The 18633-nt window shown below is 71.7% G+C and carries 13 protein-coding genes; 6 read left to right on the top strand and 7 right to left on the bottom strand.

Annotated elements, in window-relative coordinates; translation table 11 throughout:
* Positions 1–38 precede the first annotated feature (38 nt).
* The 5 genes from CP970_RS27925 to CP970_RS27905 all read left to right on the top strand — a co-directional run bounded on the left by CP970_RS27925 (position 39) and on the right by CP970_RS27905 (position 5651).
* Positions 39–611 carry a Uma2 family endonuclease gene (locus tag CP970_RS27925; protein WP_055555427.1) on the top strand — a complete coding sequence of 191 codons (573 nt, stop codon included), beginning with the start codon at positions 39–41 and terminating at the stop codon, positions 609–611.
* An 87-nt stretch (positions 612–698) separates the two neighbouring features.
* The gene (locus CP970_RS27920) at positions 699–1709 is read left to right on the top strand and encodes a bifunctional helix-turn-helix transcriptional regulator/GNAT family N-acetyltransferase (protein WP_055555425.1); all 1011 of its coding nucleotides are present in this window, start codon (positions 699–701) and stop codon (positions 1707–1709) included.
* A gap of 31 nt (positions 1710–1740) precedes the next feature.
* Complete coding sequence (locus CP970_RS27915) at positions 1741–2541, top strand: sugar phosphate isomerase/epimerase family protein (RefSeq protein WP_055555423.1); 801 nt, start codon at positions 1741–1743, stop codon at positions 2539–2541.
* A 416-nt stretch (positions 2542–2957) separates the two neighbouring features.
* Entirely contained in the window at positions 2958–4835 is a 1878-nt protein-coding gene (locus CP970_RS27910) for a glycoside hydrolase family 3 protein (protein WP_055549384.1), read from the top strand.
* A gap of 162 nt (positions 4836–4997) precedes the next feature.
* Entirely contained in the window at positions 4998–5651 is a 654-nt protein-coding gene (locus CP970_RS27905; RefSeq protein ID WP_055549386.1) for a hypothetical protein, read from the top strand.
* Between the two features lie 36 nt (positions 5652–5687).
* Here the strand turns inward: CP970_RS27905 and CP970_RS27900 are convergent, their stop codons facing one another.
* The 7 genes from CP970_RS27900 to CP970_RS27870 form a co-directional block, all read right to left on the bottom strand.
* Complete coding sequence (locus CP970_RS27900; RefSeq protein WP_055549388.1) at positions 5688–7124, bottom strand: alpha/beta hydrolase family protein; 1437 nt, start codon at positions 7122–7124, stop codon at positions 5688–5690.
* Between the two features lie 89 nt (positions 7125–7213).
* The gene (locus CP970_RS27895) at positions 7214–7621 is read right to left on the bottom strand and encodes a hypothetical protein (protein WP_055549391.1); all 408 of its coding nucleotides are present in this window, start codon (positions 7619–7621) and stop codon (positions 7214–7216) included.
* A gap of 136 nt (positions 7622–7757) precedes the next feature.
* Positions 7758–11483 carry an ABC transporter ATP-binding protein gene (locus CP970_RS27890; protein WP_079043640.1) on the bottom strand — a complete coding sequence of 1242 codons (3726 nt, stop codon included), beginning with the start codon at positions 11481–11483 and terminating at the stop codon, positions 7758–7760.
* Positions 11484–11627: 144 nt separating this feature from the next.
* Entirely contained in the window at positions 11628–12554 is a 927-nt protein-coding gene (locus tag CP970_RS27885) for a serine hydrolase (protein ID WP_055549394.1), read from the bottom strand.
* A 148-nt stretch (positions 12555–12702) separates the two neighbouring features.
* The gene (locus tag CP970_RS27880; protein ID WP_055549396.1) at positions 12703–14391 is read right to left on the bottom strand and encodes a thiamine pyrophosphate-binding protein; all 1689 of its coding nucleotides are present in this window, start codon (positions 14389–14391) and stop codon (positions 12703–12705) included.
* Complete coding sequence (speB, locus tag CP970_RS27875) at positions 14388–15380, bottom strand: agmatinase (RefSeq protein WP_055549398.1); 993 nt, start codon at positions 15378–15380, stop codon at positions 14388–14390. Before speB ends, CP970_RS27880 begins: the two co-directional genes overlap by 4 nt.
* A gap of 77 nt (positions 15381–15457) precedes the next feature.
* A complete protein-coding gene (locus CP970_RS27870; protein ID WP_055549400.1) occupies positions 15458–16924 on the bottom strand; it encodes a sodium:solute symporter in 1467 nt (488 codons plus the stop codon).
* A gap of 178 nt (positions 16925–17102) precedes the next feature.
* Between CP970_RS27870 and CP970_RS27865 the strand changes: the two genes are divergently transcribed.
* Positions 17103–18587 (top strand): PucR family transcriptional regulator, encoded by a 1485-nt coding sequence (locus tag CP970_RS27865; protein WP_224058756.1) that lies wholly within the window; start codon positions 17103–17105, stop codon positions 18585–18587.
* The last annotated feature ends 46 nt before the right edge of the window (positions 18588–18633 follow it).

Below are 18633 nucleotides of genomic sequence, written 5' to 3'. Positions count from 1 at the left end.
CCCGATATCGTTGACATCACCGGGAAAAGGAGGCTCATATGGCAGTCATGGTCATGAATGCACCCAGCGCCTGGGACGCGCTCGACGGCGTCAATCTTCCCCGCGGTTACCGCGTCGAGATCACGGAGGGGAAGATCATCATGACGCCTCAAGGCGAGTACCAGTGGAAGGTCATCCTCAAGGCCGCCCCTCAGATCGAGCAGCAACTCGCCGCCCACGGCGACATCCTCTCGGACGTCATGATCGACTTCCCGTCCAGCGAGTACGGCTACGCCCCCGACCTCGCGATCGTCGCCCCGGGCGCCGAGCGCAACAACCGGGGCCGCTTCGAGTGGCACAGCCTCGAAGCGGTACTCGAAGTCGTCTCGAAGAGCAGCAGGGACAACGGCTTCAACAAGAAGTTCCGTCTGTACGCCGAGTGCGGCATTCCGGTCTACGTGGTGATCGACCCCGAGGTCGGCGCTTGCACCGTTCACCGCGGTCCGACCAGGACGGGAACGTACGACGACGCCACGGACATCGCGTTCGGGCAGGATCTGGTCCTGCCGCTCCAGGGGCGGGAGATCACGGTCAGGACCGACGGGTTCCCCAAGTCCGGCGACCTCGACTGACGCCCAGCCCTCCAAGGGCTTCCCCACCGCCCCACTCCGTCATATCGTTGACTCAGTCAAAGGTGACCCCGGAGTGAGTGATCCCTCATGGCGAATCCGTCCCGCGCGGTCCGCACGCCGATTCATGAGATCCGTGCGTTCAACCGCTTCTACACGAACCTGATCGGCGCGCTCGACTACAGCCGTCACCTGTACGTGCCCTACACGCTCACCGAGTCGCGCGTGCTGTACGAGCTCGCCCATGCGCCGCACCTCGACGCGGCCGACCTGCGGTCGGAACTCTCCCTCGACGCCGGGTACTTGAGCAGGCTGCTCGGCAAGTTCGAGCGGGCCGGTCTTGTCGAGCGCGCGCCGTCCGCGCCCGATCCGCGGCGGCAGCGGATCACGCTGACCGCGCGGGGCAGGGACGCCGCCGATCTGCTCGACGAGCGGTCACGGGAGGCCGTCGGGTCGCTGGTCGCCGATGTGCCCGCCGCCGAGCGCGAGCGGCTCGCCGCGGCGATGCGCACGGTCAGGGGGATCCTGGAGGGGGCGGCAGCGGGTTCGGTTGCGGACTCGGCTGCGGACTCGGTTCGGCCGTCGTCCCGACCTCGGCAGGCAGACCTGCTGCTCAGGGAGCCAGGGCCGGGCGATCTGGGATGGATCGTGCAGCGCAACGCCGCCGTCTACGCGGCCGAGTTCGGCTGGAACGCCGACTACGAAGGGCTCGTCGCCCGGCTCGTCGCCGACTTCGCCCAGGACCACGACCCCCATCTGGAGCGGGTGTGGATCGCCGAGCTCGACGGGCGGCCCGTGGGGTGCGTGATGTGCGTGCGGGACGAGGCACCGGGGACGGCGCGGCTGCGGCTGCTGCTCGTCGAGCGGGACGCGCGGGGCCTCGGACTCGGCGATCAACTCATCGGCGCCTGCGTGGAGTTCGCCCGAGGCGTCGGCTACCGGGACCTCGTCCTGTGGACCAACGACGTACTCGAAGCGGCCCGCACGCTCTACCAGCGGCACGGCTTCGTGCTCGTCGCCGAGAAGCCGCACCGCTCCTTCGGCGCCGATCTCGTGGGCCAGGACTGGCGGCTTCCGCTGCACGAACGGCGGCGGGGTTGACCCCCGACCAGTGCCGCCTACTGTCGTGGCCATGAAACTCGCCTTCTCCACTCTCGGCGTCCCCGGACTCCCCCTGCCCGACGTGCTGCGCCTGGCCACCGCCCACGGCTACCACGGCGTGGAGCTCCGCGCGCACCCCGAGGAGCCGGTCCACCAAGGGCTCGGTCTGGTCGAACGCGCCGATGTGGCCGCCTCGTTCAAGTCGGCGGGCATCGAGATCCTCGGCATCGCGGGGTACGCGCAGGTGGCCGCGCCCGGCGAGGACGAGCCCGTCCTCGACGAGATCCGTTCCCTCGTCGCGCTCGCCCGCGACCTGGGCGCGCCCTTCGTCCGCGTGTTCCCCGGCGGCGGCACGGAGCAGAGCGCGGACGAGGCCGACGCGACGGCCGCCCGGCGCCTTGGCACCGCCGCGCGCCACGCCGCCGACGCGGGCGTACGCATCCTCCTGGAGACGCACGACTCGCACCGCACCGGCGCCGACGTCACCCGCGTCGTCGGCACGGTCGGGCACCGGCAGGTCGGCGCGCTGTGGGACCTGATGCACACCTGGCTCGGCGGCGAGCCGGTCACCGACACGTTCGCCGCGCTCTCGCCCTACCTCGGCTACGTCCAGGTGAAGGACATCGCGTCGGCCGACGACACGACACCGCTCCCCCTCGGCACCGGCACCCTGCCGCTCGCCGAGTGCGTGGCCCTCCTCAACCAGGAGAACTGGGACGGCTGGCTGTGCTGGGAGTACGAGAAGCGCTGGTACGAAGGGGCGGCGCCCCTGCCGGAGGCACTCGGTCCGGGCCGCGAACTCCTGACGCGCCTGGTCACGCGGACAGGCTGATGGGCAGCCGCCCCGGGTCCACGCCCCGTAAGGGGCGCGGGGAACTGCGCGACCGGCCACAACGAACCCGTGGACGACGCACCCCGCCCACCACCCCCACACAGTTTTCCGGAAAATCACCGCCCCGACGGGAACCCACGAGCCGGTCCCTCCGTCAAAGCGGCACGCTGTCGGTGAGTCTCCGCAAGGCGGTGTCGGCATCGCTGCTGGCTGCGAACGCTGACCACCCTCTCCGCCGCCTGCGGCCGGCAGCTCGCCGTCACCGGTGCGCCCCCCTCCAGACAGCGCCGGTGACGGCCCCTCCGCGTCCCCTCCGCACCGGCCCCCCTCGTGCCCCCGCCCTCCCTTGACCGGCAGAAATCTTCGGGATATCCGTAGGGCCTGAAAGAAACTTCCACCGGCCCGCAGGAGCGCACGTGTCCCAGACCGACGACCTCGACCACCGCCTGCGCGGGATCATCTCCGGCCTGACCCTGGAGGAGAAGGTCGGCCAGCTCTTCGTGATGCACGTGTACGGCGAGAGCGCCGTCGATCCGGACCCGGCGGACGTCGAGACCAACCTCCGGGAGCTGGGGGTGCGCGACGCCGCCGAGCTGATCGCCACGTACCGCCTCGGCGGCGTCATCTACTTCGGCTGGGCCCACAACACCCGCTCCCCGCAGCAGATCGCGGAGCTCTCCAACGGCATCCAGAAGGTCGCGGCGGAACAGCCGTCCGGCATCCCCGTGCTGATCTCGGTGGACCAGGAGCACGGCATCGTCGCCCGCGTCGGCGCCCCCGCGACCCTGCTGCCCGGCGCGATGGCGATCGGCGCGTCGGGGTCGCACGACATGGCCCGCGAGGCCGCCCGCATCGCGGGCGCCGAGCTGCGCGCCCTCGGCATCCGCCAGGACCACGCCCCGGACGCCGACGTGAACGTCGACCCCGCCAATCCCGTCATCGGCGTACGGTCCTTCGGCTCGGAGCCCGACGCCGTCGCCGGATTCGTCACCGCGCAGATCGAGGGGTACCGGAGCGCGGGCATCGCGACGGCGGCCAAGCACTTCCCCGGGCACGGCGACACCATGGACGACAGCCACACCGAGCTGCCGCGCATCCACCACACCCGCGAGGAGTGGGACCGCGTCGACGCCCCGCCGTTCCGCGCGGCCGTCGCGGCGGGCGTCGACTCGGTGATGACCGCGCACATCGTGGTGCCCGCGCTCGATCCGGCCGGGGACCCCGCCACCCTGTCACGGCCGATCCTGACCGGCGTGCTCCGCGAGGAGCTCGGCTACGACGGCGTGATCTCCACGGACTCGCTCGCGATGCGCGGCGTACGCACGAAGTACGGCGACGACCGCGTGGCCGTGCTCGCGCTCAAGGCGGGCGTCGACCAGCTCCTGAACCCGCCGAACCCCGAGGCCGCGTGGAACGCGGTGCTCCAGGCCGTCGCCGACGGCGAGTTGACCGAGGGGCGCATCGAGGAGTCGGTGCTGCGCGTCCTGCGCATGAAGGCGAAGGTGGGGCTCCTCGACGGCCTCGTGACCGGTGACGGACCCGTGACCGGTGAAGGAATCGCACCCAGTGACGGCACCGACGCAGGCACCACGGCCGACGCCGTCGACACCACCGTCGGCACCCCCGCCCACCTCGCCGCCGCCGACCGCATCGCCGAGGCGACCACGACCCTGCTGCGCGACGACCACGCCCTGCTGCCGCTGTCCCCGCGCACGCACCCCGAGATCCTGGTGGTCGGGGTGGACCCCGGTTCGCCGTCCGGCACGACGGGCCCGCCGACCTCGGTGCTCGCCGACACCCTGACCGGCCTCGGCTTCACCGCGACGGCCCGCTCCACGGGAACGGCCCCCGACGACGCGGCCGTCGCGGAGGCGGTGGCGGCGGCGAAGGGCAAGGACGCGGTCCTCGTGGCGACCTACAACGTGGCGGCGCGCACCACGGCGCGGGACAACACCCAGGCGGCCAACGCCGCGCTGGACAGGGCGGCCCGGCCCGGCAGGGCCGGGAACTACGCCGCGCCTTCGACCGACGGGCAGGCCGTCCTGGTCGCCGCGCTCAAGGCCACCGGCGTCCCCGTGATCGCCCTCGCCGTCCGCAACCCCCACGACATCGCGCACCTGCCCGACGTGGATGCCTCACTCGCCTCGTACTCCTGGACGGACGTCGAACTGCGCGCCGCGGCACGGGTGATCGCGGGCCGCGCCGCGCCCCGGGGCCGACTGCCCGTGCCGGTGCGGCGGGCGGACGATCCGGCGCAGGTGCTGTACCCGGTCGGCCACGGCCTGACGTACTGATGCATACCGATACGCACTGACTGATACGTACTGGCTGATACGTACCGAGGGGTACGACGCACTACCGGCGCACCACCCCCGAACGACCCAAAGCGCCCTGTGCACCTGGCGTGCGCCCGCACCCGCGGGTCACGCTGGGTACACATATCGGGGGGACTGCCCATGCTCGTCTGCACCGCGGCGCGGCCTCGTGCGGCCTGGGGGACGGTCTGCGCGCTGCTGCTCGTCACCGCGGTCGCGCTCACGGGCTGTCAGAAGTCCGGCGGCTCGGGATCCACCGCGTCCGGCCGGACCGACGGGCCGACGCCCGCCGCGTCGCGCCCCGCCGGGTTCGGCGCGGTGTTCCTCGCCGTCGACGAGTGCAGCTCGCGCGGGCGCGGGGCGTTCACCGAAGTGCCGTGCACCAGCGAGCGGGCCGCCGCGCGGGTCATCGCGCGGCACGACGGCGGGGGCAAGGGCGGCCCGGCGTGCCCCGCCCGTACGGACTTCGTCCTGCACATCAGCGAGAGCAGGCCCGCGGTCGACGAGGACGGCGACGGCGAGGTCCCGAAGGGCTACGCGTGCATGCGGAACCTGGAACCGCCGCACCCCGGCGATCCGGGGCGCGGCGGCGGGCCGCGGACCGTCGTCGGAGACTGTGTCTACGGCGCGGGCCGCGGCGAGGTGCGGGAGACCGCCTGCGACGGCTCCGGCAAGCGCGACCCGGAGTACCGGATCACGAGGGCGGTGGCGGAACGGGCCGCGTGCCCGCCCGCCACGCAGCTCTACGTGTCACTGGGCGGGGAACGCCCGGTCGGGTGTGCCGTACGGATCTGAGCAGGACCCGACCGGACGTACGCCCGGTCCGACGGCCTAAGGCCGCAGCGTCAGCTCCTTGCGCACGTCGCGCTTGTCGAGCTTCTTGTCGTACGGAGCGAGCGGCTTGCCCGCCTCCGACGCGACCCCGGCCCAGGCCTGGATCCGCTGCGTCGCCTTCGCCTTCTCGTCCGCGACGAGCTGCGAGACCGTCGCGCCGTGGTTGGCGCCGGGCGCCGTGAAGACGTACGAGTCGTGCTTGGCGCCCTTGGCGGGACGGAACTGCTCGGCGCCCCACGGGTCGAACTCGCCGTACACGTACATCATCTGGTGCGCGTTGTGCCGCACCCACCGGTCCACGTCGCGCATGGCGTGCGGCTTGAACTTCATGGGGATCTCACGGGGCACGAAGTTCCGCGGCGGCTGGTAGCCGTAGCGGCTCAGGTTGCCGAGCCAGGGCTGCTTGATGGAGGGCGAGCCGAGCTCGGTGCCCGCCTGGTAGTAGTACGGCGTGTAGGTCTCAAGACCCTGGTCGGCGTAGGAGGACCAGCCGCCCACCGACTCGACGTAGTCGAAGATCTGCTGGTCGCTCGCGGTCGCCGCGTCCGGGATCTTTCCGCAGGCGGTGGCGGCGGGCTGGTACTGCCAGAAGCCCCAGACCAGGTCGAGCACGACGGCCTCGAAGGCCTTGTCGAGCGTGCCGACGGTCTTGAAGGTGTAGCCCTCCGCCTCGGCGTAGGCCGCGAACTTCTTCGACAGCGCCTCCCTGCGCACCAGCGCCTCGCGCTGCACGTCCTGGAGCCTCGTGCGGCACTCCGCGGGCCCGACACCGGCGAGGAACGCGTCGTACGCCGAGTCCTCCTTGTCGACCACGTCGTTGGGCGCGACGTAGGAGACGATGCCGTCCATGTCACGCGGGTAGAAGCGCTCGAAGTACGTGGCGGTCATGCCGCCCTTGGAGGCGCCGGTGGCCAGCCACTTCTTGCCGTAGATCGGCTTCAGCGCCTTGAAGATGCGGTGCTGGTCGCTCGCGCCCTGCCAGATGTCGAGCTTGGTCCAGTCGGCCGGGTCGGGGCGCGACGGGTTGAAGAAGCGGTACTCCATGGAGATCTGGTTGCCGTCGACGATCTGCGTCGGCTCGCGCCGGCTGGGGGTCGTCGAGACGTTGTAGCCGCCGGTGTAGAAGACCGTCGGGCGGCTGGTGTCCTTGTGCAGCACGGTGATCCGCTGCTTGAACGTGCCCTTGGACGGGTGCCGGTGGTCCACCGGCTGGGTGTAGTTCAGGACGAAGAAGCGGTACCCGGGGTACGGCTTCTCCTCGATCAGGCTCATGCCGGGTATCGCCAGCAGCCTGTCTTTTATGTCCGCGGTGGCGGATGTATCTGAGACTCCCGGTTCCGCGGCGGTGGCCGCTCCGGTCGTCGTCGCTCCGGCCGCGCTCATCGTGCCTATCAGCACCACGAGCGACAGCAGCCATCTGAGCGCCTTGCGCATGCACCCTCCCCTGTCGACACAGCAATGCCCCGGAACCTAACGGAGCAACTGGGTCCGCACCAGAGGAGACTGAGTGGACCTGCGGGAACTCAGCAGAGGATCCAGCCCGAACTGACGCCGCCGCGGCCGATCTTGCCGGTCACGCGGACGCAGCGGTGGCCCGCGTGGACCGTCACCGGGCCCGCGTGGTGGGTGTAGTTGCCCTTGTCGCGCGCGGGGCGGCTGCCGCGCGCCTGGATGCTGACCGACATCGACTTGCGGGCGCCGGGACGCTTGTCGAAGGCGATGGCGCAGAGGTAGCCGCGCGACTTGAAGACCTCGACCCTGCCGGTGCTGAAGGGCAGCGTGCGCACCTTGTGTCCCGCGCAGGCGGCCTTGGCGGTCTTCTTGACGGGCTTCGCCGAGGCGACGCCGGAGCCCGCGAGGACGAGCAGCACGGCCGAGGCCAGCACGGCGACGCCGAGCGCCGCTTGCCGTCGTATCCGGCTACCGCTCACGAATGTCCCTCCCACCCCAGTGGCATCAGCGTACTGATGTACGGACGCCGCCCACAGCCCGCGCGGTTGCGGGCCGTGGGGCATTTTTGCCGCGGAAGTGATACCCCCGAGTAACCCTCACGTCACCCCGAACACCTCACGTCGACGCGCTGAGCTCCGGCTCGTCCTCCCCCACGAACGTCCGCCACAGCCGCGCGTACCGCCCGTCCAGGGCGAGCAGCTCCTCGTGCGTGCCGTCCTCCGCGACCTGCCCGTGGTCCATCACGACCACCCGGTCGGCGCGGGCCGCCGTGGTCAGGCGGTGGGCGACCACGAGCGTGGTGCGCTTGCCCGCGATGCGGTCGGTGGCCTGGTTGACCTGCGCCTCGGTGGCGAGGTCGAGCGCCGCGGTCGCCTCGTCGAGGAGCAGGATGTCCGGGTCGACCAGCTCGGCCCTGGCAAGCGCGATCAGCTGGCGCTGTCCGGCCGACAGGTTGCGGCCGCGCTCGCTGACCTCGTGCAGATAGCCGCCGTCCAGGGTGGCGATCATGTCGTGCGCGCCGACCGCGCGGGCCGCGGCCTCGACCTGGGCGTCGGTGGCGTCCGGACGTCCGTAGGCGATCGCGTCCCTGACCGTGCCCGCGAAGAGGTACGCCTCCTGCGGCACGACGCCGAGGCGGTGCCGGTAGGAGGTCATGTCGAGATCCCGCAGATCGGTGCCGTCGACGGTGACGCGGCCGCCCGTGGGGTCGTAGAACCGGGCGACGAGCTTGACGAGCGTCGACTTGCCCGCGCCGGTCTCGCCGACGAAGGCGACGGTCTGGCCCGCGGGAATCCGCAGGCGTACGCCGGTGAGGGCGTCCTCGTCGTCCGCGTACGCGAAGTTCACGTCCTCGAAGGCGATGTCGCCGCGGAGCGAGAGGACTTCGAGCGGCTCGTCGGCGGCCTTCGTCGAGGTCGGCTCCTGGAGCAGTTCCTGGATGCGGCCGAGCGAGACCGTGGCCTGCTGGTATCCGTCGAAGACCTGCGAGAGCTGCTGCACCGGCGCGAAGAACAGGTCGATGTAGAGCAGGTACGCGACGAGCGCACCGGTCGTCAGGGTGCCCGCCTCGACCCGTCCCGCGCCCACGATGAGGACCGCGACGACGGCCACCGACGACAGGAACTGCACGAACGGGAAGTACACGGAGATCAGCCACTGCCCCCGGATGCGGGCCGCGCGGTAGCTGTCGCTGCCCGCGGCGAACCGCTCCCGGCCCGCCCGCTCGCGCCGGAAGGCCTGCACGATGCGCAGGCCCGCGACGGACTCCTGGAGGTCGGCGTTGACCACGGACACGCGCTCACGGGCCAGTTCGTACGCCTTCACGCTGGACTTGCGGAAGAAGTACGTGCCGACGATCAGCAGCGGCAGCGTCGCGAAGACCACGAGCGCCAGCTGCACGTCGATGACGAGCAGCGCGGCCATGATGCCGAAGAAGGTGACGACGGAGACGAACGCGGTGACGAGGCCGGTCTGCAGGAACGTCGACAGGGCGTCCACGTCGGTGGTCATCCGGGTCATGATGCGCCCGGTCAACTCACGCTCGTAGTAGTCGAGTCCGAGCCGCTGGAGCTGCGAGAAGATCTTCAGGCGGAGCGAGTAGAGGACGCGCTCGCCGGTACGTCCGGTCATGCGCAACTCACCGGTCTGGGCGACCCACTGGACGGCGACGGCGGCGAGCGCGAGGCCCGAAGCGGCCCACACCGCGCCGAGCGCGAGCTGGTTGACGCCCTCGTCGATGCCGTGCCGGATCAGGACGGGAAGCAGCAGCCCCATCCCCGCGTCCACGGCGACGAGCAGCAGACTCAGGATCAGCGCCGTGCCGAACCCGGCCAGCAGCCTGCGCAGTCCGTACGACTCCTCGGGCGTGACGGCCCGCGCCTCGTCGATGTCCGGGGTGTCGATCGCCGGGGGCAGCGCGTCGACCTGGGCGAGGAGTTCGGGCGTCGACGGCATCCCGGAGAGGGCGACGTCCTTGGGCTCGCGGTCGCCAATCCACAGCGCGGGCGTGATGCCGCGCTCGGCGTCGAACTCGGCGTCGAGCTCCGCGCGTACGGAGGTGTCCTCGGGCAGGTCCGCGGGGAGCGTGTGGCCCGGGGAGACCCCGCCGAGCTCGTCGGGGTCGGTCAGCAGGCGCCGGTAGAGCGCGGAGCGTTCCTGGAGCTCCTCGTGCGTGCCGATGTCGGCGAGGCGTCCCTCGTCCAGGACGGCGATGCGGTCGGCGAGGCCGAGAGTGGAGCGGCGGTGCGCGATGAGGAGGGTGGTGCGGCCCGCCATGACCTGCTTGAGGGCCTCGTGGATCTCGTGTTCGACGCGGGCGTCCACGGCGGAGGTCGCGTCGTCCAGGACGAGGAGGCGGGGGTCGGTGAGGATGGCGCGGGCGAGCGCGATGCGCTGGCGCTGGCCGCCGGAGAGGGTCAGGCCCTGCTCGCCGACCGTGGTGTCGTACCCCTCGGGCAGCTCGGCTATGAACCGGTCGGCCTGCGCGGCGCGCGCGGCGGTCTCGATCTGCTCCCTGGTCGCCTCGGGGTGGCCGTACGCGATGTTCGCGCTGATGGTGTCGGAGAAGAGGAAGGAGTCCTCGGGCACCAGGCCGATGGCGGAGCGCAGCGAGTCAAGGGTCAGCTCGCGCACGTCCCGGCCCGCGATCAGGACGGCGCCGTGCGACACGTCGTAGAAGCGGGGAAGCAGCAGCGAGACCGTCGACTTGCCGCTGCCCGAGGAGCCGACGACGGCGAGGGTCTCGCCGGGGGCTATCTGGAAGGAGAGGCCGTCGAGGACCGGCCTGTCCGCCTCGTACGCGAAGGAGACCTCGTCGAACTCGACGGTGGCGGGGGCGTCGGCGGGCAGCTCCTTGGTGCCGTCCGTCATGCTCGGCTCGGTGTCGATGAGTTCGAGGACGCGCTCGACACCGGCGCGGGCCTGCTGGCCCACGGTGAGCACCATGGCGAGCATCCGCACGGGCCCGACGAGCTGCGCGAGGTAGGTCGAGAAGGCGACGAACGTGCCGAGCGTGATCTCCCCGCGCACCGCGAGCCAGCCGCCGAGGGCCAGCATGGCGACCTGGCCGAGCATCGGGACGGCTTGCAGGGCGGGCGTGTAGCGGGAGTTGAGCCGGATGGTGCGCAGGCGCCCCGCGAAGAGCTTGCGCCCGACCTCCCTGAGCTTCCCGGTCTCCTGCTCCTCCTGCCCGAAGCCCTTCACCACGCGGACGCCGCTCACCGAGCCGTCGACCACACCGGCGACCGCGGCGGCCTGGGCCTGCGCGTACCAGGTGGCGGGGTGCAGGCGGGAGCGGGAGCGGCGGGCGATGACCCAGAGGGCGGGGGCGACGGCGAGGGCGACGAGGGTGAGCGGCAGCGAGAGCCACGCCATGATCACGAGCGAGATCACGAAGAGCAGGATGTTGCCGATGGTCATCGGCAACATGAAGAGCAGGCCCTGGATCAGCTGCAGGTCGCTCGTCGCCCGGCCCACGACCTGCCCGGTGGACAGCTCGTCCTGGCGCCGCCCGTCGAGCTTGGTGATCGTCCCGTACATCTCGGTGCGCAGGTCGTGCTGGACGTCGAGGGCGAGGCGGCCGCCGTAGTAGCGGCGTATGTAGGTGAGCACGTAGACGATCACGGCGGCGCCGATCAGCGCGCCCGCCCAGGGCCCCATGGACCGGCCGCCGCCCTGCCCGTCCTGCCCGATCACGTCGTCGATGATCACCTTGGTGATCAGCGGCACGAGGGCCATGACGGCCATGCCTGCCAGCGAGGACCCGAGCGAGAGCACGACGTCCTTCGGGTACCGCCAGGCGTACCCGATCAGCCGTCCCGCCCATCCCCGTTGCTCTGTCACTCGGTGCCTCCCGTCGACCTGACCTGCCGAGAGGCCCAACGCGGCGGGACGCGGATTTCATCCCGCCGCAACAAACGGCGCTCTTTTAAGGGGCGCGGGGAACTGCGCGACAAGCCACAACGGCGCCGCCGCTACCCGAGAGGCTCAGGCGCTGGGCACCGCCACGAACGCCTCCTGAGGCGCGTTCGTCGGCGCGTAACGCGCCGTAGTGCGGGGCGCCAGGTCCTTGTGGATGGCCTTGGCCACCCCCTGAATCGTGGCGACGCCATAGTTCATCGTGCTGTTGCCGTGCGTGAGCACGGAGATCGTGTAGTCGTGGCCGCCGCCCTTGAACGCGCCGACGCTGTGCACCCGCCAGCCGTGCGTGGAGCGCTGCAGCCAGCCGTTCTTCACGTGGATCTTGACGGCGGACGGGGCGCCCGCCGGGGTGCCCCAGCGCTGCGCGGAGACGACCTTGTTCATCAGCTTGAGGATGTAGGCGCGCGCGTTGTCGCTCAGGACGGAGTTCTTGGCGGTGATCAGCCCGAGGAGCTTCTGCTCGTCGGTGGCGTTGATCCGGGTCAGACCCCAGTAGCCGCCGGATCCCGGCACGGTCTTCGTCATCTTGGCGGCCTTGAGGAAGGCCTTGACCTTGCCCGCGCCGAGCTGGCGCCAGAGCTTGCTGGTGGCCGCGTTGTCCGACTTGGTGATCATGGCGTACGCGAGGTCCGACTCGCGGGCCGACAGCTTCCGCTCGGTCTTCTTCGCGTCCCAGAGGAGCGTCGCGAGGACGGTCACCTTGACGACGCTGGCCGAGTCGAAGGAGGTGCCCGCGCGCAGGGTGCAGCTGGTCTTCGTGGTGCGGTCGTACAGACCGACGGCGACCGTGCCCTTGCGGTTCTTCAGGGCGGCCGTGATGTCCTTCTTGAGCTTGCCCGCCAGGCCCGCCTGCGCGGAGCTGCAGCTGACCTGCGGCGCCGTGGCCGCGGCGGCGGGCGTGGCGGCCGCGGCGAGCGGCACGAGCAGCCCGGCGGCGAGACCCGCCGAGAGCACGCGGGCACGCCTGGATATACCGGATGTCCGGTGAGTCATGGAGCTTCCCATCCCCTGTGTGCGAAACGAGTGCGCCCCCGGCGCACTCGCCCCACATGACTCACCAGTAGTGGTGAAAGGTTGCACGAAAACAGAGAAGTTGTACGAAACCTCTCAGCGGCTCAGTTCACCGGCTCAATCCAGCGGCTCAATCCAGATGCGTCGGCGCGAACATCCGAAGGAGCGCCGGAAGCACCACCACGGAAGGCCCCGGCTCGGCCAGCGCCTTCGCGAGGTCGGCCCCGAGGGTCTCCGGGGTCGTCCGTACGCCCGGTACCCCGAAGGACTCCGCGAGCGCCACGAAGTCGGGGCGGGCCAGCTCCGTGGCCGTCGCCTCGCCGAAGGCGTCGGACATGTACTCGCGCAGGATTCCGTAGCCGCCGTCGTCGACGATCAGCCAGGTCACGTCGAGCCCGTACTGCTTCGCCGTGGCCAGTTCCGCGATCGAGTACATCGCGCCGCCGTCGCCCGAGACCGCGAGGACCGGGTGCGAGGGGTCGGCGACCGCCGCGCCGAGCGCCGCGGGGAAGCCGTAGCCGAGGCCGCCCGCGCCCTGCGCCGAGTGCATCGTGTTCGGATGCCGCGCGTCGAAGGCCGACCACGCCCAGTACGCCAGGATCGTCATGTCCCAGAAGGACGGCGACGCGTCCGGCAGGGCCTCGCGGACGGCCGCGAGCACCTGCCGCTCCAGGGTGAGGTCCTGGGCGTCGATGCGCTCGCTCACCTTGGCGAGCAGGCCCGCCACGCGCGCGTGGGCACCCTCGTCGGGACGCTCGGCTTCGATCGTCTCCAGGAGGGCCGAGAGCGCGAGGCGCGCGTCCGCGTGGATGCCGAGCGCGGGGTGGTTGGACTCCAGCTTCCCCGCGTCCGCCTCGATCTGGATGACCCGGCCGCGCGGCGTGAACGTGTGGTAGTTCGAGGACAGTTCGCCGAGGCCCGAGCCGACGACGAGCAGGACGTCCGCGTCCTCCAGGAAGTCCGTGGTGTGCCGGTCCTCCAGCCACGACTGGAGCGAGAGCGGGTGCTCCCAGGGGAAGGCGCCCTTGCCGCCGAAGGTCGTGACGACGGGGGCGTTCACCAGCTCGGCGAGCGCGAGCAGCTTGCCGCTCGCGTCCGACCGCACCACGCCGCCGCCCGCGATGATCGCGGGGCGCTCGGCGCGCGAGAGCAGGTCGGCCGCCACCGCGGTCAGTTCGGGGCGCGGCACGACCTCGTCGGGGGTCGCGTCCATCGCCGTGACCACCGGCAGCGTCGTCTCGGCGAGGAGTACGTCCTGGGGGATCTCGACCCAGACCGGGCCGTGCGGCGCGGTGAGGGCGGACTCCCAGGCCGCGGCGATCGCGGAGGGGATCTGCGAGGGCGTCCTGACCGTGTGCACGGACTTGACCACGTCCCTGAACGAGGCCTGCTGGTCGCGCAGTTCGTGCAGGTAGCCGTGGCGTCCGCCGCCGAGTCCGGCCACCGGGACCTGGCTGCCGATCGCGAGGACGGGAGAGGACCCCGCGGCCGCCTCCTGGAGCGCGGCGAGCGAGGTCAGCGCGCCGGGCCCGGTGGACAGGAGCAGCGGGGCGACCTCGCCGGTGACGCGGCCGTACGCGTCGGCCGCGAAGCCCGTGTTGTTCTCCACGCGGAACCCGACGTACGACAGCGAGGAGCGGCGCAGCGCGTCGAACATGCCGAGCGCGTGCTGCCCCGGCAGGCCGAAGACGGTGGTCGCGCCGAGCCCTGCCAGGGTCTCGACGACGAGGTCGCCGCCGTTGCGCCCCGGGGGCAGGTTCAGGGCGGCCTCGGTCTGCGCGGCGGTGGGCTTCAGTACGACGTCGTGGTCGTGCGTCACTGGGCGCTCCCCGTCCCGCGGGCCTCCGCGATCTGGCGGGACATGATCGTCGTCAGCTCGTACGCGGTGTGGGAGGCGGCGACGGCGGTGATCTCCGCGTGGTCGTACGCGGGGGCGACCTCGACGACGTCGGCGGAGACGAGGTTGCAGGAGGCGAGGCCCCGCAGGATCTCCAGGAGCTCGCGGGACGTCATGCCGCCCGCCTCGGGGGTGCCGGTGCCGGGCGCGTGCGCCGGGTCGAGGCAGTCGATGTCGATGGAGATGTACAGCGGGCGGTCGCCGATGCGCTGGCGCAGCTGGTCGGCGACCTCGTCGGCGCCGCGGCGGTAGACATCCGCCGAGGTGACGATGCCGAAGCCCATCTTCTCGTCGTCGGTGAGGTCCTTCTTGCCGTACAGGGGGCCGCGGATGCCGACGTGGGAGAGCGCCTCGGTGTCGAGGATGCCCTCCTCGACGGCGCGGCGGAACGGGGTGCCGTGCGTGTACTCGGCGCCGAAGTACGTGTCCCAGGTGTCCAGGTGGGCGTCGAAGTGGAGCAGCGCGACCGGGCCGTGCTTCTTGGCGACGGAGCGGAGCAGCGGGAGCGCGATGGTGTGGTCGCCGCCGAGCGTCATCATGCGGGCGCCGGAGCCGAGCAGGTCGTCGGCGGCGGCCTCGATGGTCTCCACCGCCTCGTTGATGTTGAACGGGTTGGCGGCGATGTCGCCCGCGTCCGCGACCTGCGCGAGCGCGAACGGCGAGGCGTCCTGCGCCGGGTTGTAGGGGCGCAGGAGGCGGGAGGCCTCGCGGATGGCGTTGCCGCCGAAGCGGGCGCCGGGGCGGTAGGAGACGCCGGTGTCGAAGGGCACGCCGACCACGGCGACGTCCGTCTTGCCGCCGACCTCGTCGAGGCGGGGCAGGCGGGCGTACGTCGCCGGGCCCGCGTACCTCGGGATGCGGGAGGAGTCGACGGGGCCGCGGGGGGTCGTCGGGGTCTCGGCGCTGCTCATGGTCGGTTTCCTCCTGTTGATGCGGGTGCTGCGATTCAAGTGTCGCGCGGCCCACTGACAGCGGGCCGCGCAAGGGTCTAGACGGCCACCGGGGCCTCCGGCTCCGGTTCCTCGGCGCCCCGCCCTGCCAGGCGCTCGCGCCAGGCGGCGAGGACCGCCGCGTCGGTCGGCCGCGTGGCGAGGGAGACGACGACGTACACGGCCAGCGAGGTCAACAGGCCGTAGTAGACGGGCTCGTTGGCGAGGATGCCGTACCACCACATGAGCCCGATGACGGACAGACCACCGGCGGCGACCGCCGCGAGCGCGCCCGCCGCCGTGCCGCGGCGCCACAGCAGGCCGCCGAGGATCGGCACGAGCAGCCCGGCGACGAGCAGGTTGTACGCGACGGTGAGCGCCTGGACGACGTCGTTGAGGGCGATGGCGATGGCGATCACGCCGACGCCCATGACGAGGATGAAGACGCGGTTGCCCTTGACCTCGTCGTGCGCCTCGTCCGCTTCCTTCGGGGCGACGACGCCACGCAGCCGCGACCAGATGTCGTTGTTGGCGACGGTCGCGCAGGCGATGAGCGCTCCGGAGGACGTCGACATCACGGCGGCGAGCGCGGCGGCGAGGACCAACCCGCGCACTCCCATGGGCAGTTCGTCCTTGACGATGGTCGCGAAGGCCGCGTCGGCGCTCGGCAGCTTCGGGTACATGACCTTGGCGGCGGTGCCGATGACGGCGCCCGCGATCGCGTAGACCAGGCAGTACGTGCCCGCGACGGTGCCTCCGTAGCGGGCGACCTTGTCGCTGCGGGCGGTGAAGACGCGCTGCCAGATGTCCTGCCCGATGAGCATGCCGAACGTATAGATCAGCACATAGGTGAAGATCGTCTCGCCGCCGATGCCGAGCGGGTCGAAGTACTCCGTGGGCAGCTTGGCCTTCATCTCGCTGAAGCCACCGGCCTTGACGACGGCGATGGGCAGCAGGAGCAGCAGCACGCCGATCGTCTTCACCACGAACTGCACCATGTCGGTGAGCGTGATCGACCACATGCCGCCGAGCGTGGAGTACGCGACGACGATCGAGCCGCCGATGATGATCGCCACGGTGCGGTGCAGGTCGAAGAGGACGTCGAAGATCGTGGCGTACGCGATGGTCGAGGTGACCGCGAGCATCAGCGTGTACGCCCACATGACCACTCCGGAGATGACGCCCGCGCGCCCTCCGTAGCGCAGGTCGAGCATCTCGGAGACGGTGTAGACCTTCAGGCGCGCGATGCGGGCCGAGAAGAAGACGCTCAGGGCGAGCAGTCCGAGGCCGATGGTGAAGACCATCCAGGCGCCGGAGAGCCCGTACTGGTAGCCGAGGCCGACGCCGCCGATGGTGGAGGCGCCGCCGAGCACGATGGCGGCCATGGTCCCGGAGTACATCCAGGGCCCGAGGCGGCGTCCCGCGACCAGGAACTCACTCTTGGACTTGGCGCGGCGCATGCCCCACCAGCCCATGGCCAGCATCCCTGCGAGATAGACGACGATCACTGTGTAGTCGACGGCCATGGGGGGCCTCCTTCGCGCACCTCGGTGGCGTGTCGTGCAGATGGGGGTGAGGACCGGCCCTGGGGACATCCGCCCGTACCCACGGCCTCTGGTCGGCACGACCTTAGGTGGCCGGAAAGCAACGCTGAAGTGTACGTTTCCTCCACTCTCCACGACCGAGATGGATGGAACGTCCACCATGGCCGACATCGCCGCCCCGTCCACCCCTCCCGCCCCTGCTGTCCCTCCCACCCCGCCCGTCCCGCTCGCCGCGCTGCTCGCCCGCGAGGACCTCGGCCTTCGGCAGATCGCGGGCCCGGACGCGCGGACGGCGGGGACGGCCGTGCAGTGGGTGCACACCTCGGAGATGACCGACCCCTACCCCTACCTCCTGGGCGGCGAGCTGCTCCTCACGGCGGGCGTGCACATCACCGGACCGGCGGGTGCGGACGGCTACCTCGACGACTACGTGGCCCGCATCGTCGCGGCGGGCGGCGCGGCGCTCGGCTTCGGCGTCGCCCCCGTGCACGACACCGTGCCGCGCGCCCTCGTCGACGCCTGCGACCACTACGGCCTGCCGCTCCTCGAAGTCCCGCCGCGCACCACGTTCAGCGGGGTCGCCCGCGCGGTGTGGCGGCTGATGGCCGAGGCCAGGCACACCGAGCTGCGCCGGGTCACCGAGGCGCAGCAGGGCCTCGCCACGGCCGCCGCGAGGACCGACCCGATCCCGGCCGTCCTGCGCCAGCTCGCCGCGCGCCTGGGCGGCCTCACGGTCCTGTACGGGCCCGACGGGGCGGAGCTGCAGTCGGCGGGGCGGACCCGCGACGCGGCACGGGACGCCCTGCGGGAACTGACCGGTGTCGTACGCCGCGGCACGCCAGCAGCGCCCGCGTCAGCGGCCGACACCGCGGGCACCGCCCACCTGGCCGCCTACGCCCTCGGCGGCGGCCGCGGCTTCGCGCTCGGCATCGCCACGGAGCGCCGCGAACCGGGCGACCACACCATCGCGGGAGCCGCCGTCGTGCTGCTCTCGCTCCTCACGGGCGAACACCAGAGCACCTCCGAGGCGGCCCGCTCCGCCGCCCTCGTACGACTCCTCCTCGGGGCCTCCCCCACGGACATCGGCCCTCTCCTAGGAGGCGGCCTGTGGACCGTGGTGCACGCGCGCGGGGAGCACACCCCGCTGGCGGCTTCCGCGCTCGCCGCGGCCCTGGGCAGCGGCCTCGTCGACCCGCGCGACGACGTCGTACGCCTCCTCGTCCCCGCCGACCGCGAGATCACCCCCACCGACGGCTGGACCCTCGGCGTCGCCGCGCCCGCGCCTGCCGCCGACCTGGCGGCCGCCGACACCCAGGCGGCCCGCGCCCTGCGCCGCGCGGAGGCCACCCGCGTCCCCCTGGTCCACCACCACGCGAACGGCCTCGCCGCCCTGGTGGCCCCCGAGGAGGCCGAGGCCCACGCGCGCGTGCTCCTGGCCCCGCTCGCCGACAGCGAGCCCCTGACGACGACCCTGCGCACCTGGCTCTCCCTGCACGGCAGTTGGGACCGCACGGCGGTGGCCCTCTCCGTACACCGCAACACGGTCCGCCAACGCATCACCCGCTGCGCGGCACTCCTGGCCGCGGACCTGGACGACGCGGACGTACGCATGGAGCTGTGGTTCGCACTGGGCCGGGCCCCGTAAGGGGCGCGGGGAACCGCGCGCTCGGCCACATGCGGCCCGCAGGCGA

Source organism: Streptomyces kanamyceticus (assembly GCF_008704495.1).
Taxonomy (GTDB): domain Bacteria; phylum Actinomycetota; class Actinomycetes; order Streptomycetales; family Streptomycetaceae; genus Streptomyces; species Streptomyces kanamyceticus.
This window is presented reverse-complemented; position numbering and strand designations above follow the sequence as displayed.